The 15,030-nt window shown below is 32.6% G+C and carries 16 protein-coding genes, 2 tRNA genes and 2 pseudogenes; 2 read left to right on the top strand and 18 right to left on the bottom strand.

Going from position 1 to position 15,030, the window contains the following annotated elements; translation table 11 throughout:
* Positions 1–251 precede the first annotated feature (251 nt).
* Entirely contained in the window at positions 252–830 is a 579-nt protein-coding gene (locus COZ07_RS10950; RefSeq protein WP_406608596.1) for an NAD(P)-dependent oxidoreductase, read from the bottom strand.
* Between the two features lie 192 nt (positions 831–1,022).
* A complete protein-coding gene (locus tag COZ07_RS10945) occupies positions 1,023–1,379 on the bottom strand; it encodes a hypothetical protein (protein WP_406608595.1) in 357 nt (118 codons plus the stop codon).
* A gap of 215 nt (positions 1,380–1,594) precedes the next feature.
* Between COZ07_RS10945 and COZ07_RS10940 the strand changes: the two are divergent.
* A pseudogene (locus COZ07_RS10940) lies at positions 1,595–1,744 on the top strand (tyrosine-type recombinase/integrase); the annotation flags it as partial.
* A 378-nt stretch (positions 1,745–2,122) separates the two neighbouring features.
* Here the strand turns inward: COZ07_RS10940 and COZ07_RS10935 are convergent.
* The 13 genes from COZ07_RS10935 to COZ07_RS10875 all read right to left on the bottom strand — a co-directional run bounded on the left by COZ07_RS10935 (position 2,123) and on the right by COZ07_RS10875 (position 11,117).
* Positions 2,123–3,061 (bottom strand): phytoene desaturase family protein, encoded by a 939-nt coding sequence (locus COZ07_RS10935; protein WP_406608594.1) that lies wholly within the window; start codon positions 3,059–3,061, stop codon positions 2,123–2,125.
* Between the two features lie 18 nt (positions 3,062–3,079).
* On the bottom strand, positions 3,080–3,337 hold the full coding sequence (locus tag COZ07_RS10930; protein ID WP_406608593.1) for a hypothetical protein: 258 nt from the start codon (positions 3,335–3,337) through the stop codon (positions 3,080–3,082).
* Positions 3,312–3,590, bottom strand: a complete 279-nt coding sequence (locus COZ07_RS10925; protein WP_406608592.1) for an NAD(P)-binding protein — start codon at positions 3,588–3,590, stop codon at positions 3,312–3,314. Before COZ07_RS10925 ends, COZ07_RS10930 begins: the two co-directional genes overlap by 26 nt.
* A gap of 101 nt (positions 3,591–3,691) precedes the next feature.
* Entirely contained in the window at positions 3,692–3,913 is a 222-nt protein-coding gene (locus tag COZ07_RS10920) for a 4Fe-4S binding protein (protein ID WP_406608591.1), read from the bottom strand.
* Between the two features lie 72 nt (positions 3,914–3,985).
* Positions 3,986–4,390: an EFR1 family ferrodoxin gene (locus tag COZ07_RS10915; protein ID WP_406608590.1), complete on the bottom strand. Its 405-nt coding sequence runs from the start codon at positions 4,388–4,390 to the stop codon at positions 3,986–3,988.
* Positions 4,391–4,577: 187 nt separating this feature from the next.
* Positions 4,578–5,612 carry an LPO_1073/Vpar_1526 family protein gene (locus COZ07_RS10910; RefSeq protein WP_406608589.1) on the bottom strand — a complete coding sequence of 345 codons (1,035 nt, stop codon included), beginning with the start codon at positions 5,610–5,612 and terminating at the stop codon, positions 4,578–4,580.
* Between the two features lie 187 nt (positions 5,613–5,799).
* Entirely contained in the window at positions 5,800–7,317 is a 1,518-nt protein-coding gene (locus tag COZ07_RS10905) for an AlwI family type II restriction endonuclease (RefSeq protein WP_406608588.1), read from the bottom strand.
* 3 nt (positions 7,318–7,320) lie between these two features.
* Positions 7,321–8,226: a DNA adenine methylase gene (locus tag COZ07_RS10900; RefSeq protein ID WP_406608587.1), complete on the bottom strand. Its 906-nt coding sequence runs from the start codon at positions 8,224–8,226 to the stop codon at positions 7,321–7,323.
* Entirely contained in the window at positions 8,219–10,030 is a 1,812-nt protein-coding gene (radC, locus tag COZ07_RS10895; RefSeq protein ID WP_406608586.1) for a DNA repair protein RadC, read from the bottom strand. The genes COZ07_RS10900 and radC overlap by 8 nt, the downstream gene beginning before the upstream one ends.
* 46 nt (positions 10,031–10,076) lie before the next feature.
* Complete coding sequence (locus tag COZ07_RS10890) at positions 10,077–10,241, bottom strand: helix-turn-helix domain-containing protein (protein WP_406608585.1); 165 nt, start codon at positions 10,239–10,241, stop codon at positions 10,077–10,079.
* A 209-nt stretch (positions 10,242–10,450) separates the two neighbouring features.
* Positions 10,451–10,545: transfer RNA gene (locus COZ07_RS10885), tRNA-Ser, on the bottom strand.
* A gap of 7 nt (positions 10,546–10,552) precedes the next feature.
* Positions 10,553–11,014 carry a nucleoside deaminase gene (tadA, locus tag COZ07_RS10880; protein ID WP_406608584.1) on the bottom strand — a complete coding sequence of 154 codons (462 nt, stop codon included), beginning with the start codon at positions 11,012–11,014 and terminating at the stop codon, positions 10,553–10,555.
* 26 nt (positions 11,015–11,040) lie between these two features.
* Positions 11,041–11,117 (bottom strand) — tRNA-Arg (locus tag COZ07_RS10875).
* Between the two features lie 225 nt (positions 11,118–11,342).
* Between COZ07_RS10875 and murD the strand changes: the two genes are divergently transcribed.
* Positions 11,343–12,764, top strand: a complete 1,422-nt coding sequence (gene murD / locus COZ07_RS10870; RefSeq protein WP_406608583.1) for a UDP-N-acetylmuramoyl-L-alanine--D-glutamate ligase — start codon at positions 11,343–11,345, stop codon at positions 12,762–12,764.
* Positions 12,765–12,806: 42 nt separating this feature from the next.
* Here murD and COZ07_RS10865 read toward each other — a convergent pair whose 3' ends face one another.
* The 3 genes and pseudogenes from COZ07_RS10865 to COZ07_RS10855 form a co-directional block, all read right to left on the bottom strand.
* Entirely contained in the window at positions 12,807–13,574 is a 768-nt protein-coding gene (locus COZ07_RS10865) for a heparan-alpha-glucosaminide N-acetyltransferase (protein ID WP_406608582.1), read from the bottom strand.
* 41 nt (positions 13,575–13,615) lie between these two features.
* Positions 13,616–14,317: a purine-nucleoside phosphorylase gene (gene deoD / locus COZ07_RS10860; RefSeq protein ID WP_406608581.1), complete on the bottom strand. Its 702-nt coding sequence runs from the start codon at positions 14,315–14,317 to the stop codon at positions 13,616–13,618.
* Between the two features lie 95 nt (positions 14,318–14,412).
* A pseudogene (locus COZ07_RS10855) lies at positions 14,413–15,030 on the bottom strand (hypothetical protein); the annotation flags it as partial.

Below are 15,030 nucleotides of genomic sequence, written 5' to 3'. Positions count from 1 at the left end.
TAACGTTTGCCGATATCTGACATTTGGCGTGCGGCGTATAGCCGCTTGGCGCGTTTTTTGCATAACAACGTGAAGCAAAAATCGTGATAAAGCCAAATGTGCCGAAGGCCGAGCACCGCAGCCATCGCATAGATGGTGAGTAGCGGAGCAGATATCGGCTGTTATATAAAGTTGCGCGCATCGTTTATAAATGATATTTCAATTGCTAATTGCTGGTGATTTTTTTACAAATTCTTTAGAAGTAACTTGATCTAATAAAAATTTTGCAACGCTTGCTCTTGAACTTGTGTTTTAATTTTTCCATAACCATAATAACCAGTCTTAATTGGGGAAATTGCATTGTTATTGAGTAGACCAATTCTAACCAATGTCCAATCAAAATTAGAATTGCGGATAATATCAGATATCTTTTTGATTTCATCGTAGGACTTTCTGAAAAATAATTTAATAATTTTTACAAATAGATTATAACTAAAATCAGATTTATCACAACTATCCTTCACGCTTCCTGTTGAGATAGAGATTATTCTATTTTTATTAGCACCCTTCATTGCCTCAATGATATTTTTCATGCCATTACTAAGTGAAGCATCATTCACTTTTCCAGTAGGACCCAATAATGAAAGAACCACATCCGAATCATTAATTACCTTGGCTATTATATTTTTATCATTTAGTTCCCCTTGAACAATTATTAAATTATCATTTTTTAATTCAGATAATTTTTGTGGTTTACGTGCATATGCTGTTACGAAAAAACCAAGATTGAGAACTTGTTTAATTAGTTCTTTTCCGGTTGTTCCTGTTGATCCAAAAATTGCTATTTTCATATTTTTTCCTTTTGATTAAAAAATCTATGCGCGCAATTTCATATAACATCAGGGATAAAAGAAGTTTTTCTGGAATGAAGTGTAAGAAAAATTTGGGAAAATTGCGAGCAGAGCAATTTCCCTTTTATCCCTTGTTATACGGGGGTCAAAATCTTTGATTTTGAAGCGCAGCGTGTGACGCAAGACTCGGACCTATTTAAAATATTCTGTAGGGAATTTTAGCCATCCCTTTAGAACAAAAATTACAACAACTCCTGTATAAACTATCGAAATCAAAATATCTTTAATTAATTTTTTTCGTGTATATTTGCTCTTTTCTTTGGAAATGACATCTTTCACTCCATGATGCATCATTATAAATCCAATGACATTTGTTATCCAGTAACCTAATATCATTGCAGGGAGAAATAGCTTTTTAGAAAAGAATCTAAATGGCAAAGCAAACACATATGCTAATGGGATATTAACAAATAAATCATTCCACCATGAAACTGGTGAAAGAATATAACCTACGATTGCTAAAATTCCCCCTTTGATTTTACGTTTCATATTTATTAATCTTTTTGTCCGAGTCTGAGTAATATTTCGTATAACTCGTTTTTAGACGAATTGAATGTATAATATCGACCTTTTTGTTGCATATTATACGAACTTGATAAAATTATCAGTGAAATTGCTAATGCTCATTTACTGATTTTATTTTATCAATCCTTATAAAATTATGCAACAAAAATATTTAGAACAAACAAAGCAGGAATTAAGATTTAAGACACAGCTTCGCGACGCATTTATTAGAAAATGGTGTTGATGTCAGGTATGTGCAGGAATTTTTAGGGCATCAGAATATCAGAACAACCCAAATTTATACTCAAGTAACAAATCCAAAACTTAAAAACATTAAAAGTCCACTATGATTAAGAGAATGAGGGAAGCCCGCTTCTGGCCCAAAATAAAGTTCGAGCCGACATTTTTTCAGCTTCTTTGGCAGTTTTTAGAAAACATAAACAATGGATGAATACTGGCGAGTAATAGTGAAAAATGACTTATTTCCAACTGGTGGTGTATGTTCAAAAAAAATAGAACTGACTTTACTTGCGATTGGCACGGCAGGTGAAATTCCCCCCCCCGAATTTTCTATTCTCTTTCCGACCGTCTCACCTTGAAGAAGAAGCAAAAAGGACAATTTCAAGTTTTTTCGTCTTGCTAATCGGGACTAACAAAATCATATATGATTTTGTTCTTTGGTGGCAAATTCTTTTTATTATTTAACTCGAAACGGCCTTTTATCTCTTTTACAAATAATTCGGGTAAATATCTCTACCAGATAGAAAGGCGGTAGATACACCACCTCCAGGCGTAGTCCATTGACCAATTAAGTAAAAATTCTTTAGTCCGGGCAATTCTTTTTTTATGGATTCTGGAATTAAGCTCGGTAGCCAATTCCAGCCCTGTGTACTTCCCATCCAGTTATTTGTATGTCTATGAAATGTGGCTGGAGTAGCAACATTAATTACCTCTATATTGTTAACGATATTTCCAAAGCGCTTATCAAGTATTATAATTATCTCTTGAGTAAGGCGATCTTTTTCCTGGTTATATCCTTCTATATTGCTTTTCCTTAAACTATCCCAGTATTGGTAATTGTCCGTTTTCAACATAACTCTCATACATGTTTTTCCTTCGGGAGCCAAAGTAGGATCAAAGTTATAAATGGTTATGGGAATGCTATTAAGTTTTGATTTTTTATCTATGGTTAATTCTTTATCTAAATGCAATTCAATGGATGTTGGCTCATTTTTAAAAGTTCTGGATATTCCCAGCGAAACAAGCACCATGGAAGGCCATCTGGGATGTTCATCATACAATTTCTTTATTTTATTATCCATATATTTTTCTTCCAGCATTTTAAAAATCGTGTAATAACCATCAGCAGCAGATATTACAATATCTGCATCGTTATGAATTTCACCATTTTCCAGAGTTATACCTATGACCTGATTATTTTTTGTGTTAATTTTGGTTACTTTTGATTTATAGCGAATTCTCCCCTCTAATCCTAAATATTTTTTTTCCAGTAAACGAGCGAATGGAAGCGAACCACCAATTGGATATCCAGAATTTTTATTATGAAGATTACCTAGACTTATAAAAAGGAAAAGGGCTGGATAACGAGAGAAAAAATCCATATTTAAAGCGTGTTTCAATTTTTCACTCTTACATTTTTTGGTCATTTCTTCAATGGATTTACTTCATTTCATTAAGTAATACAATACAGGGGCAACTTTAAATTGATTTAAATAATAATCAAGAGGATTCCATAACTCCAGAGGTTTCGATGGCATCAAATCGAAATTTGCTAATTTTTTTATTCCTTTAATAAAAGAGTGAATAAAACCTCTATCTTCTGGGGCGATTGCTATTAATTCATTTCTTAATTTTTCTGGATCGGTATAAATAGTGGCTATTTTCCCATTTTCATCTTCAATTGTACCTACCAAATGCATCATGATAAAAAATTTTTAGCTGATCTATATTAATTAATTCATTCCAATAATGATATAGCTTAAATTTTGGATTTAATCCACCTATTGAATGTATGCATCCGTCAAATAAATAATCTTTTCTTTTCCAGGCAGTACATAAACCTCCTGGAGTATCGTGTAATTCAAATATCTCGGTCTTGTAGCCATTCATTTGTAAATAACTCCCCGCACTTAAACCAGATATTCCTGAACCAATAATTATTACTTTTTTAGGCATACTATTTATTTTATTACCTCCTCAATATTTACACCTAACGCCTCGTGGATGGCCTCTTCCGGGCACCATCCATAACAGGCGTAGCAATTCTCGCAGTGATGTTACCAAACAGGTCTGTTTTCAACCATTTTAATATTATTTACCGGACAAATCCTGGTACAGATTCCACAGCCATTGCATTTTTCGTCATATTGGAAGCTTCTATCCACCAAAGGTATGAGTTCATTAAAGGGTAAAAGCGATGAATTGGAAAGCCTTTTATATCTACCTAAGAATACAGGCTTTATAATTAGAAGAAGTGGAGCAAAAAGTAATTTGATCAATATACCGCGTGTTTCTAATTTGCCTTTTTTTCGGGTATTAACAATTTCATAAATAACTTCAAGCTTTTTCTTTCAGTTATTGAACATCTTATACTGTTTTTCTTTAGTAAGAATTTTGTTACTCATCGTTACCGTAAATCCTGCGGCCAGTTTAGCACCGCGAGATTGAATAAGTTTACTTAAATTTTCAATGGTCTCACCTGACATGTACCCAGAGGTACAGACTGCAAATAGGTACTTTGAACCGATGTTTTCCAATTTCCTGATAAATCTCCCGATGATCAGCGGAATACCGCAGTCATTAGTTGCATAATAAACCGGGAACACGATCCCGATCACCTCGGCATTGGTTTTTAGGCTTTCTTGATCCATCACCGAAGGTATGGAGATCAGTTTCCCATTCATTTTTTCCGCGATATTCCTTGCCGTAACTAATGAATTCCCGGTGCCTGAAAAATAGTAAATTTCCGTACTCATAACCTACTTCCTCTTTTCGGACCGGCCTGCCTGCCTGCCTGACGGTAGGTAGGCAGGCAGATTGGACGATTTCAAGTTTTTCGTTCCGCTTTTAGCGGAACTCCGAGCTTCGCTCGGTTTGACGGCAAATTCTTTTTTTATTTTAATTTATCCAAATACTTATGTCTATTTTTTCGCCTACTGTTTGCTAAAAATAACTTGCACTGATTGCAATTCCCACAGAAGTCAAAGACAAATGTTTCAACGCTGTTTTTTCCCATAAATCTATTAACTCTTTCCCAATGTCCGTTTCTTCTGCAATCTTTTTCTTTACTTCATCATTGTTTTTGATATGGCTTTCATAAATGGACACTAATTTTTTTATAGTTTCTTCATCTATTTTCTTTTCCTTCAAATAATTTTCGAGCTCTGTCTTATTTTTAAATAAGATAAAATATTTATCTTCTTTTGTATCTAAGGCAACAATTCCCTTTTTAATTTCGTCCGATAAAGTTAAACTATCAACTTGGTCTTTCTCAACCAAGTTAAAAAATAAAAAAGAATATTGTTGCTTGTGAATATTTATCAAGTCCCGACTGCTGATTCCTATGCTTCCACATCCCGCATATTCGATATGCTGAAATTCAGCATTTGTATTTTTGAAATCCAAGAAAGGCTTTATGTGAGTATTTAAATAATTTTTAAAAGTATCCCAAGAGACAATACCGCTATAAGAGGTATATTTTAATAAATAACAAAGAGTAATAATTTTCAACTGATCTATTGTTAGTTTATTGATTGTAGAGATTGCCTCGTTATAAACAATGTTTTTCAATTCTTCTTTTCCAGTTTTGTCATTTTTAATTCTGCTCACGACTAGATTTGCGAGGAGATTCCTTAATTCATCATTTTGTTTCCTCCCGCTAATTTTTGCTGCTTCAATAAGAGTTAGCTGGCTATCGGGTTCTCTAAGTTTTGCGATTTCTTCTTCTGGAAGATCTTTAATTTTATCGGTGAGCAAATTTTTAAATTCATTGACCCGCACATTATAAATAGCCTTAGCCTCGTTTTCAAAAGCAATAAGTTTTTGACCAACTACTGACACAATCAAATCTTTTGCTTCGGAGTATGTCAATCTTTGTTGAATATTTACTTGTCCAATTTGAGCCTTGACTTCTTCGGCATTATTCTCTATTTTTAAAGACGTAGAATTAATCTTTTCAAAGTCAAAAGTTATTTTCAATTTCTCGATTACATTTTTAATCCAACTAGTTTCGATAATTAAATCCTCTTCAAAATTTTATACATTTTCTTTTCAAGCAATTTCAGATCACCATTTTTATTTTTCCATATTTCCTTAAAGTCTTTATCCCTCATGGTTCTAACATGATTGAGATAAACAGAGGCATAATGTCCGTTAATTTTGTTGATCATAGAGTTACTTCGTTTAATGTCGTTTTTTCTTCAAGACTATAAACAAATTTATCTATATCTAAAATTCTTACCTCAAAACCGTCGGTTTTAATAAATTTGAAATATCGGTGAGTGTCAATAAATACTTTGGGTGAAATGAACACGGAATATGACTTAATACCATTTTTAATATATTCTTCAAGATGCCTTTGTACAGAAAACGACTCCCTAATATGCTGTTGCGTACCTGTAAGCAAAGTAACTTCTACCAAAACCGTATCTTTATTTTCCAAACATTCGATATCAGGGTTTCCACCTGATGCAAAACTTGTAGGTAAACCTTCGTCATCTGAAATAAAATTAGGCTTTACTATTACATTTGGCAATTTTTTGAGAATAGCTAAGGAAGTCAAAAACTCTAAACGCAAAGGTTGTTCTATTACTTTTAAGATGTCATCTCCGGAAGATTTTTTTTGTGCCAAATTAAGCATTTCAGTTTTAATAGTTTCCCATTCATAATGTTTTACCCATTTTTCTAATTCCTTGTCTGTGATTCTAACAGGCGCCCTATAGACTGAAAGCGTTGCAATCAGATTATTATCAATTGTTCCGATATACTCAAAAAAACGTTTTTCAGAAGTAAAATTTGGGTAAGAAATATAATTTTTCAAAATATAATCTACTGTTGCTATTTCTTTTGTGTTGATGTCAATAAAACGACCACCGCCACGCAAGGAAATTAAACCTGTCAAACGCATTTTGCGAATAAAATCATCCGGATAGTCGCCTAAAATTGAATTATCGTCACGTTTGGTTTCATTTAATGAACCGTAACAAAGCTCTAAAATCGTTTCATTACTTGGCGAATATCCATATTTTTTTCGCAATTTTTTGATTTCTTGATACAGACTTTCTGCATCGTCATTTTTCCAACACAACAGTAAAGGGATTTCTAATTTTGAAATACCTGTACCGTTAAAAGCTTGGTCTTTATTTAAAAGTTGGATTGTCTGAATAAGTAGAATTAAAGGTACATTTTTATTTAAAACTCTACGAAATGGATTGTGGCGTTGATATTTAGCAAAAGCATTAGCAAAAACCATTAGTTCGTTTTCGGGTTTTTCTTTGTCCAGCAACATTTTTCCGCTTTCCGAAAACTTTATTTTCTCGTTTTGCCAATACCATACAAAACCTAACTCTTTGGCTATTTTGAACCAAGTATCAAACCTTGATGCCCAACCCCTGTCAAAACCTGCTTCTTTGTGACTTTGCGGATTGTCAGCAAGTACACGTTCGGATTCTGCTTCGCTTAATTCTATTTCATTTTCCCATTTATCTTTTACGTTTTGCGAAACTTTCATAGGTTGATATAAACCTTTTTGAGTGAGGGTTTTAGCGACCTTCCCAACAATCTCATTCGTCAAAATTTCGCCATCATATTCACTAAAAATGGTTAAGAAATCCTTTAATCGCTCAGGATTTCTAAGTGTCGTAGTAAACAACAACGGTTTGTATTCAGATTGACGTTTTTTCATAGTTTAATAATTAGTAATCAATACCTCTTTAATTTCCTTTTTACTATTATTATGATAACTAATATAATTGCTCTCTATCTTGTGTGTTTTGTATTTTTTCATCCATTTAATCAATAATTCATTTTTGCTTCCGTTATAATGGGTTACATTTGATAATGCAAATTTGACGCCTTTTTTATTTAATTTATCAATTAAGTCTAATAAATCAGATTCAGATTTCTCATCCCAAAATTTATTGTATTCGCTCGCAGTTATTAAATAAGGAGGGTCTAAATAAACAAAATCGTTTTTTGAATATTTTTTTTCAGAAAAAAACTTTCTAAAATCTTTTGAACTTAATGTCATTTTTTTATCGCGTACAAAACCAAAGTAATCATTTAAAGCATTAACAACATTTTTATTAAAATCAACATTCCCTACTGGCAGATTAAATTTGCCCCCGCCATTAAATCTCAACATTCTATTAAAACCATATATAAGCAAAATATACAAAATCAAGGGGTCATTTTTTCTATTATTATTGACACTCTCTCTCAGCTTTTCATATCCTTCTTTATTGAATCTAGCAAAATAAGTCTTTTTCCACTCTTTTTTTAGCGAATTTGGAATCATATCTTCCTTATACGACCTAGATAAATTATATTCGTGTATTATTTTTTCAGCATCTTTAAAAAATTTATTTGAATTGTTTGAGTTTTTAATTAAAAATTTGTGTATATTAATAAGGTTTTTATCTATATCATTTAAATAATATCTTTTTGCTTCAACATTTAAAAATATAGTGCCTCCGCCCACAAATGGTTCATAAAAATTAACTATTTCTTGCGGAAATAAATTAATTAATTGCTTCATTAACTTGTATTTATCTCCAACATAAAACAGTGGAGATCTTTTGATTTTATTATTCATAATTAACCTTAGTTACAAACAAATATTCTTTGTGGTTATTAAAATTTGTGTTTCCGGCATTGAAATGTCTATAACTTTTTTCAAAAATCTTAGTTCTTCCTTTTGTGTTCAAAATCTTTTCGATTTCTTGGAGTGTAATTTTATTTCTCGATGAATTACTTTTCGAATCGTAAGTATTATTATATGACACGACCAAATACTTAGCATTAATATCCTTTACCAATTCGGCAAACTTATTTTTAGCTTGGGTTTTACAATAATCACTCATATTTTCTGGCTCCGGCTTTAATGCTACTCCATATAATTTTGGCTTATCCCATTTAGTTAATGTCTCTAAAACATGGTAAAACCTGCTATATTGTCTAGAGTTATAAGGTGGATCAATGTATGCAATATCTACTTTTATTTTTTTTACTAAAATGTTGGTATCCTCTCTAAAAATAGAAACATTTTTGACGCTAATAGGATCAATCGGTTTCATAAAAAAATCATCTTTTAAAAAATCCTTTTTAAAATAAGCATCATAATGACCAACGGTATTAGCAATTTTATCAACAGCATACAGTAATGAAGCAATGAGTATGTGGTATTCTTTCTCAGTAAGATTATTTTTGTTTTCTTCTATGTTTTCTCTAATAAAGCCAATAATCTTTGATGAATTTTGACTAAAATATTTACCCCCAAAACACTTTGAAAAATAATTGTCTTCCAGATCTTCACCGTAAATATTGTTATAATTTTTGATAATATTATCAATTTTATTTTGATCCCACTCACCAATGCCAAAAAAAGCTTGATAAATTGTATAATTTGAATAAAGAAAGTCGTTCAGTATGATTTCTTTGAAATGTTTTGTAGCTATAGCTGACACAATTCCCGTTCCTGCAAAGACATCAGCAAAAGAGTTTCCTTCGCACTCTTTATTGATAATGGAAAAAATCCACTTTATTAGCTTATGCTTACTGCCAACATATCTACGATTCTGTAATTGGACATGATTTTTTTTTACTTGAGGAATATAAAAGTAATTTTCCTTGATTGTTTCCGCGCTTACCTCATAAGTTGGTTTTTTGATTTCTAATAGATTAAATAATGTTCCCTGTACGCTTTCAGCAACATAATCAACGGTTTGATCGTGACCCTTCAAAGTTTCATAAAAGCTATAATTTCCATTCCTTGCAGTAATAATAAAATCTATAACAGAGATTCCCATTATCTCGCCTGCCTGAACAATTCTTTCAATAATCGCACTATCTTTTTCGCTCGGAGTTGGATCTCCTGTTGGATGATTATGTACTAAAATGATACTTGCGGAATTTAACTCAACAGCTGGATAAAATATTTCTCTTGGGTGTAATAAACTTTTATCAAGTAATCCGATGCTAATTATTTCTTTTTTTATTAAAACATTTCTTGCATTCAGGTATAAACAAACAAGATATTCTTTTTTCTTATCCTGTAAATCATAAGTAAGAGATAAAACATCTTTTGAATTTTTAATAACAATATAAGTTGTGCGATTTTCTTCGTAAAATCTTTTTATTAAAGAAATTGCTGATACAACCTGCAACGCTTTTGCTTGCCCAATTCCTGAAATCTCCAACAGATCATCAATGCTTATATCCAAGAATTTTTTGCCAAATTTACTTATTATTTGTTGAGCAAGTTTTTGAACATTTTTTCCTTTAATCCCACTTCCAAGCAAAATAGCTAAAAGGTCACTTTTGGAAAGTGCGTCAGGTCCCTTTTTTATAAATCTTTCTCTTGGGCGATCTACCTTTGGGATATCTTTTAATTTTGACATATTTATTACTTGATTAAATCCTCAATTGAAACGCCTAATGACTTGGCTAATTTTGCCATGATAACACGGAGGGCTTTTTAATTACATTGCTCTCAATTTTGGTCAGGGTAGTGTATTTCACGCCAGACTTTTTAGCAAAATCCTCTTGGGATAATCCCTGCTTATTTCGATACTTCTTTATATTCTCGCCTATGTTGATTTCTGTTGCCATATTTTCAATTATTTGATAGTACGAAAGTGTTATGCTATTCTTTCAATATAATACTATCAGATTTTATGAATTCAATCAAATTAAAAATGAGGGAAGCCCGCTTCTGGCCAGCCCCGCAGTAGCGGGACAAAGATAAAAAAATCCAATTTGCGCTTAAAATCGGTTGGCGAGCCCTCGCAAAGGGCGAGTCAACAAAAACATTTCCCAACTGGCGGAGAGGGCGGGATTCGAACCCGCGAGACAGGGACTACCTGCCTACTCGATTTCGAGTCGAGCGCTTTCAACCAGACTGAGCCACCTCTCCTTTTAAATCATCGTCTTTCTTGAAAGAATCTTTGTAAAATTAATCGACATTCTTCTTCTAAAACACCGCTTACTACTTCTATTTGATGATTAAATCTCTTATCCTGCACAATATTGATAATGCTGCCTGCTGCTCCAGCCTTAGGGTCAGGAGTACCAAATATTAATCTTTTAATTCTGGCCTGAAGCATAGCATAGGCACACATGGGGCAAGGCTCCAAGGTTACATAAAGGTCTAAATCTTCTAAATGCCAACTTCCTAAATACCTGGCAGCCTCTTGCAGGGCTAAGATTTCAGCGTGAGCAGTAGGATCCTGTAATTCTTCTTTTCGATTATGAACTCGGGCAATTATTTTATTTTGGTAAACAACTACTGCTCCAATTGGTACTTCCTGGTGAGAATAAGCAATTTCAGCTTCTTTTAGAGCTTCTTGCATTAATTCGATATCTTTATCCTTATTTTTTAGCATATTTTAATGAAGACTTTCGGGAGAACTGGTGCGCCCGAAGGGACTCGAACCCTTAATCTACTGATCCGTAGTCAGTTGCTTTATCCAATTGAGCCACGGGCGCACTATAAAAATCTTAATCTTGATTCTATTATAATTTAAATCCTTAGTCAAATAAATAGTCGTTAGTAAATAGTGAATAGTCGTTAGTGTTTGGTTAGTTGGTTATAATGTATTATAGGCAATACGATTTTTATTAATTGAAATTTTAGTTTAATTTTGCTATATTTAGAAAGCGAATTGTTTAACTCTATTTAAGAAGAATAAATACAAGAGGATTATGCCTTAAATGACTAAAATTTTTGAAGACTTAAAAAATAAAAGAATCACTATAATGGGATTAGGATTAAATCAAGGAGGATTGGGAGTTACTCAGTTTTTAGTAAAAGCTGGTGCTCAAATTTTAGTTACTGATTTAAAAACTAAAGAAGAACTAAACCCTTCTTTGGAGAAATTAAAAGGCTTCAATATTAAATATGTCTTAGGCCGACACCGGGAAGAAGATTTTATTAACACTGACATGGTTATTCAAAATCCGGCAATTCCCCACCATTCTAAATATTTAAAGATAGCCCGAAGCCAAGGAATCCCCATAGAAACAGATTTGGGATTCTTCTTCCAACTTTGCCCCTCTAAAAAAATAATTGCCATTGCTGGAACTAAAGGTAAGAGCACGGTATCTTTTCTGATATACCATATTTTTAAAGAAGCCCAAAAAGAAGTAGCCTTAGCTGGTAATATCGGTATTTCTGTTTTAGATATTTTGGAAAAAATCACCCCTCAAACTTGGGTAATCTTAGAAATATCTACCTGGCAGATGGAAGGGATGAAGAAGCATAAATTTAGACCTCAAACTGCAGTTTTAACCAACATCCTACCTGACCATTTAGATCGCTATCCTAATTTTAAAGAATATGCTCAGGCAGAAAAACTAATCTTCCAACATCAAAGATCTAAGGATAACTTAGTAGTAAATTTTGACAATGAAGAGACTATCCAGGTTAAAGAAGAAACTAAATCACAGGTTTACTGGTTCAGCACTAAAGAAAAAATAGAACCAGGTAGTTATTTAGAAAAAGATAATTTGTTTTTTCAATCAGGAGAACATAAAATACCTTTTGCAAAAATTTCTAATCTTACTCTACCTGGAACACACCATCTGGAAAATATTTTAGCGGCCGGGACAGTAGGTTTCATTCATAAAATTCCAGCTGAAATTATTCTAAGGGCTATAAAAAATTTTCCTGGCCTTCCTTATAGATTAGAATTCATTAGGGAGTTCAAAGGAATAAAATTTTATAATGACAGTTGTTCTACTACTCCAGAGGCAACTTTGGCTGCTTTAGAATCTTTTCCTCAACAGTCTATTATTTTAATCTTGGGTGGTAAAGATAAAAAATTAGATTATGAAAAATTAGGGAAAGCCATCGGGAAAAATAAAGAAATTAAAAAGATTATCCTCTTGCAACACCCAGATTATGATGCCTCCCCAAAAATATTCTCTGCCTTAAAAAAATATTTTGATCCAGAAAAAATTATCCTTGCTTCAAACCTGAAAATAGGGGTGGAAGCTGCCCTGCAAAAAACCCAACCAAACGAGATTATTCTTCTCTCTCCTGCTGCCGCTAGTTTTGGAATGTTTAAAAATGAATTTGACCGGGGAGATCAATTTAATACCGCAGTAAAAAATCTCAAGCGGCAAAAACCATAATTAAGGTCTTTTAGGGAAAAAACTTTAAAAATAATAGAAAAATTAGAATAAATTTATCTTTGCCATTCCAAAAAAATAGAGCAAGGCAATGATCAAGGGCTGATGGATCAGGTAAATAAATAATGAATGTTTTCCTAAAAAACAGAAAATTTTTATCACTGAAAAAGAAGAAAAATTAGCCAGCTGAAATTTCCGAGAGTAATCTGGATAGAGCAAGTTACCAAAAAATATTCCGATCAAAACTAATCCAAACCAAGGTAAAAGCGGAAAATAGTCCACTGAATAAAATTGAGCTGGTCTAAACCCTAACCAGGATAACCAATAAAAATTAAAAACGAAACCCTTTAAATAGGCACCTAAAAATAGGCAAAATAATCCAATTAATAGGTTCCAATAGCGAAGTTTAAGAAAAGGATAAGCTAAAATAATGGAAATTCCGATCAGATGAAGTATGCCAAAAATAACAAAACCTTCTCGCAAAAAAACCCAGGTTACTAAAGTGATAATTAAACCCCAAGAGAACACTTTTAAACCTCTACGGAGATATTTTAAAAATAATCTCGCCTCTTTAGTATCGGAAGAAATATTTTTTGTCCGGGAGAAACTTATGCTAATAGATACTCCGACTAAAAAAATAAATATCGTGGCGGTTGCCCGAGCAAAATACATCCAAAAACCAGAATAGACATTGATATTGTAATGAGCAAAATAGTGCAGATTATAAAGTAAATGGTAAAGCACCATCATAATGATGGCAATTCCCCGCAGAAAATCTATTTCCCAAAAACGTTCTATCGAACTTTTTTTCATATTTTACCATCCGTTTATATTCATATTTTTTAACTAATTTATTATTTGATTAATTCTAAAGCAATCTCCACCATCTGGTTAAAAGTCTTCTGACGTTCTTCGGAAGTAGTTTCTTCTTTAGTCACCAAACTATCGGAAACTGTTAAAATAGAGAGGGCATTCACCTTAAATTTTGCTGCTAAAGTATATAATGCCGCTGTTTCCATTTCCACCGCTAAAATTCCATATTGAGCCCATATTTTCCAGGAATCAGGTTTATCTCTATAGAATGTATCTTCAGTTAACACACTTCCCACCTTTACTTTTATTTCTTTTTTTAAGGCAACATCATAAGCTTTTTTTAATAAGTGAAAATTGGCAGTGGGAGCGTAATCTACCCCATTAAAGCGTATTTTATTAATATTCGAATCTGTCGATGCACTCATGGCTAAAATAACATCTCTTATTTTTATATCCGGCTGCATCGAACCACAACTTCCGATGCGGATCAAATTTCCAACTTTATAACTGGAGATAAGTTCATTAACATATATGGAAATGGAGGGAATTCCTATGCCGGTGCCTTGAATGGAAACTTTTTCGCCTTTGTAAATTCCGGTATAACCATACATACCTCGCACCTCATTATAGCAGGTAGCTTTAGTAAGAAAGTTTTCAGCAATATATTTCGCTCTTAAAGGGTCTCCGGGAAGTAAAACTGTACTGGCAATATCTCCTTCTTTTGCTCCAATGTGTATACTCATTCCTATTATCACCTTCAATTATCTTTTATTTATTTATAGTACATATCCTAAGGTAAGCTAACCTTTGGATTAATAAAATTCAATTAATATATCATCTAAGAATTACTGCTTAAATTTAAAATAGACTTTTCAATATATTGTCGAAATTTTTTACTATTCATTTTATCGTGCCTGGCATCATAAGTAACATGATTTTTATTATAAAGGGAATTTTGAGCAAATATAACAAATGAACCTTTGAAATATCTGGAAATTTTTCTTGCACTTTTAGGTAACAGTATTCTATAACCATTTTTATCATATCCCAGATATCCTTTTTCCCATATTTCTTTTTCTACATAACGACCTGGTTCTATCTCGGTTAATTTTTCTTTAATCAAAGATAAATCAAGATTAGGAGTGAAGGGTTTTAATCCGCCAGTTTCTAATCGAAAGTAAGCCCAATCTATATGAGTGGGAAAATAATTGAATTCCAATACTTTGGGTTTAACAATCCTAACTGAATGTGGAGTTCTTAATTCAATACTTCCTTTCTCAAATGATTTTTCTACCTCTACTAGATCATGACCTCCCCCGACAGGGAATAAAGTATGAGCTAAACTGTTTATAGAACTTATCTTATTAAGAACAGAAATTATACTATCCATATCTTTCCATTTGCAATTGTTTGGGATAGCCATAGGAAATAATTCCCGAATAGTCTTCTCCCAAAC

It is taken from the genome of Candidatus Infernicultor aquiphilus, assembly GCF_002784285.1.
In the GTDB taxonomy this organism is placed as follows: domain Bacteria; phylum Atribacterota; class Phoenicimicrobiia; order Phoenicimicrobiales; family Phoenicimicrobiaceae; genus Infernicultor; species Infernicultor aquiphilus.
This window is presented reverse-complemented; position numbering and strand designations above follow the sequence as displayed.

Excerpts from the sequence above, each read along its gene's own strand:
- COZ07_RS10950 (WP_406608596.1), bottom strand. The coding sequence starts at position 830 with ATGAAAATAGCAATTTTTGGATCAACAGGAACAACCGGAAAAGAACTA.
- COZ07_RS10945 (WP_406608595.1), bottom strand. The coding sequence starts at position 1,379 with ATGAAACGTAAAATCAAAGGGGGAATTTTAGCAATCGTAGGTTATATT.
- COZ07_RS10935 (WP_406608594.1), bottom strand. The coding sequence starts at position 3,061 with ATGACCAAAAAATGTAAGAGTGAAAAATTGAAACACGCTTTAAATATG.
- COZ07_RS10930 (WP_406608593.1), bottom strand. The coding sequence starts at position 3,337 with ATGATGCATTTGGTAGGTACAATTGAAGATGAAAATGGGAAAATAGCC.
- COZ07_RS10925 (WP_406608592.1), bottom strand. The coding sequence starts at position 3,590 with ATGCCTAAAAAAGTAATAATTATTGGTTCAGGAATATCTGGTTTAAGT.
- COZ07_RS10915 (WP_406608590.1), bottom strand. The coding sequence starts at position 4,390 with ATGAGTACGGAAATTTACTATTTTTCAGGCACCGGGAATTCATTAGTT.
- COZ07_RS10905 (WP_406608588.1), bottom strand. The coding sequence starts at position 7,317 with ATGAAAAAACGTCAATCTGAATACAAACCGTTGTTGTTTACTACGACA.
- COZ07_RS10900 (WP_406608587.1), bottom strand. The coding sequence starts at position 8,226 with ATGAATAATAAAATCAAAAGATCTCCACTGTTTTATGTTGGAGATAAA.
- radC (WP_406608586.1), bottom strand. The coding sequence starts at position 10,030 with ATGTCAAAATTAAAAGATATCCCAAAGGTAGATCGCCCAAGAGAAAGA.
- COZ07_RS10890 (WP_406608585.1), bottom strand. The coding sequence starts at position 10,241 with ATGGCAACAGAAATCAACATAGGCGAGAATATAAAGAAGTATCGAAAT.
- tadA (WP_406608584.1), bottom strand. The coding sequence starts at position 11,014 with ATGCTAAAAAATAAGGATAAAGATATCGAATTAATGCAAGAAGCTCTA.
- murD (WP_406608583.1), top strand. The coding sequence starts at position 11,343 with ATGACTAAAATTTTTGAAGACTTAAAAAATAAAAGAATCACTATAATG.
- COZ07_RS10865 (WP_406608582.1), bottom strand. The coding sequence starts at position 13,574 with ATGAAAAAAAGTTCGATAGAACGTTTTTGGGAAATAGATTTTCTGCGG.
- deoD (WP_406608581.1), bottom strand. The coding sequence starts at position 14,317 with ATGAGTATACACATTGGAGCAAAAGAAGGAGATATTGCCAGTACAGTT.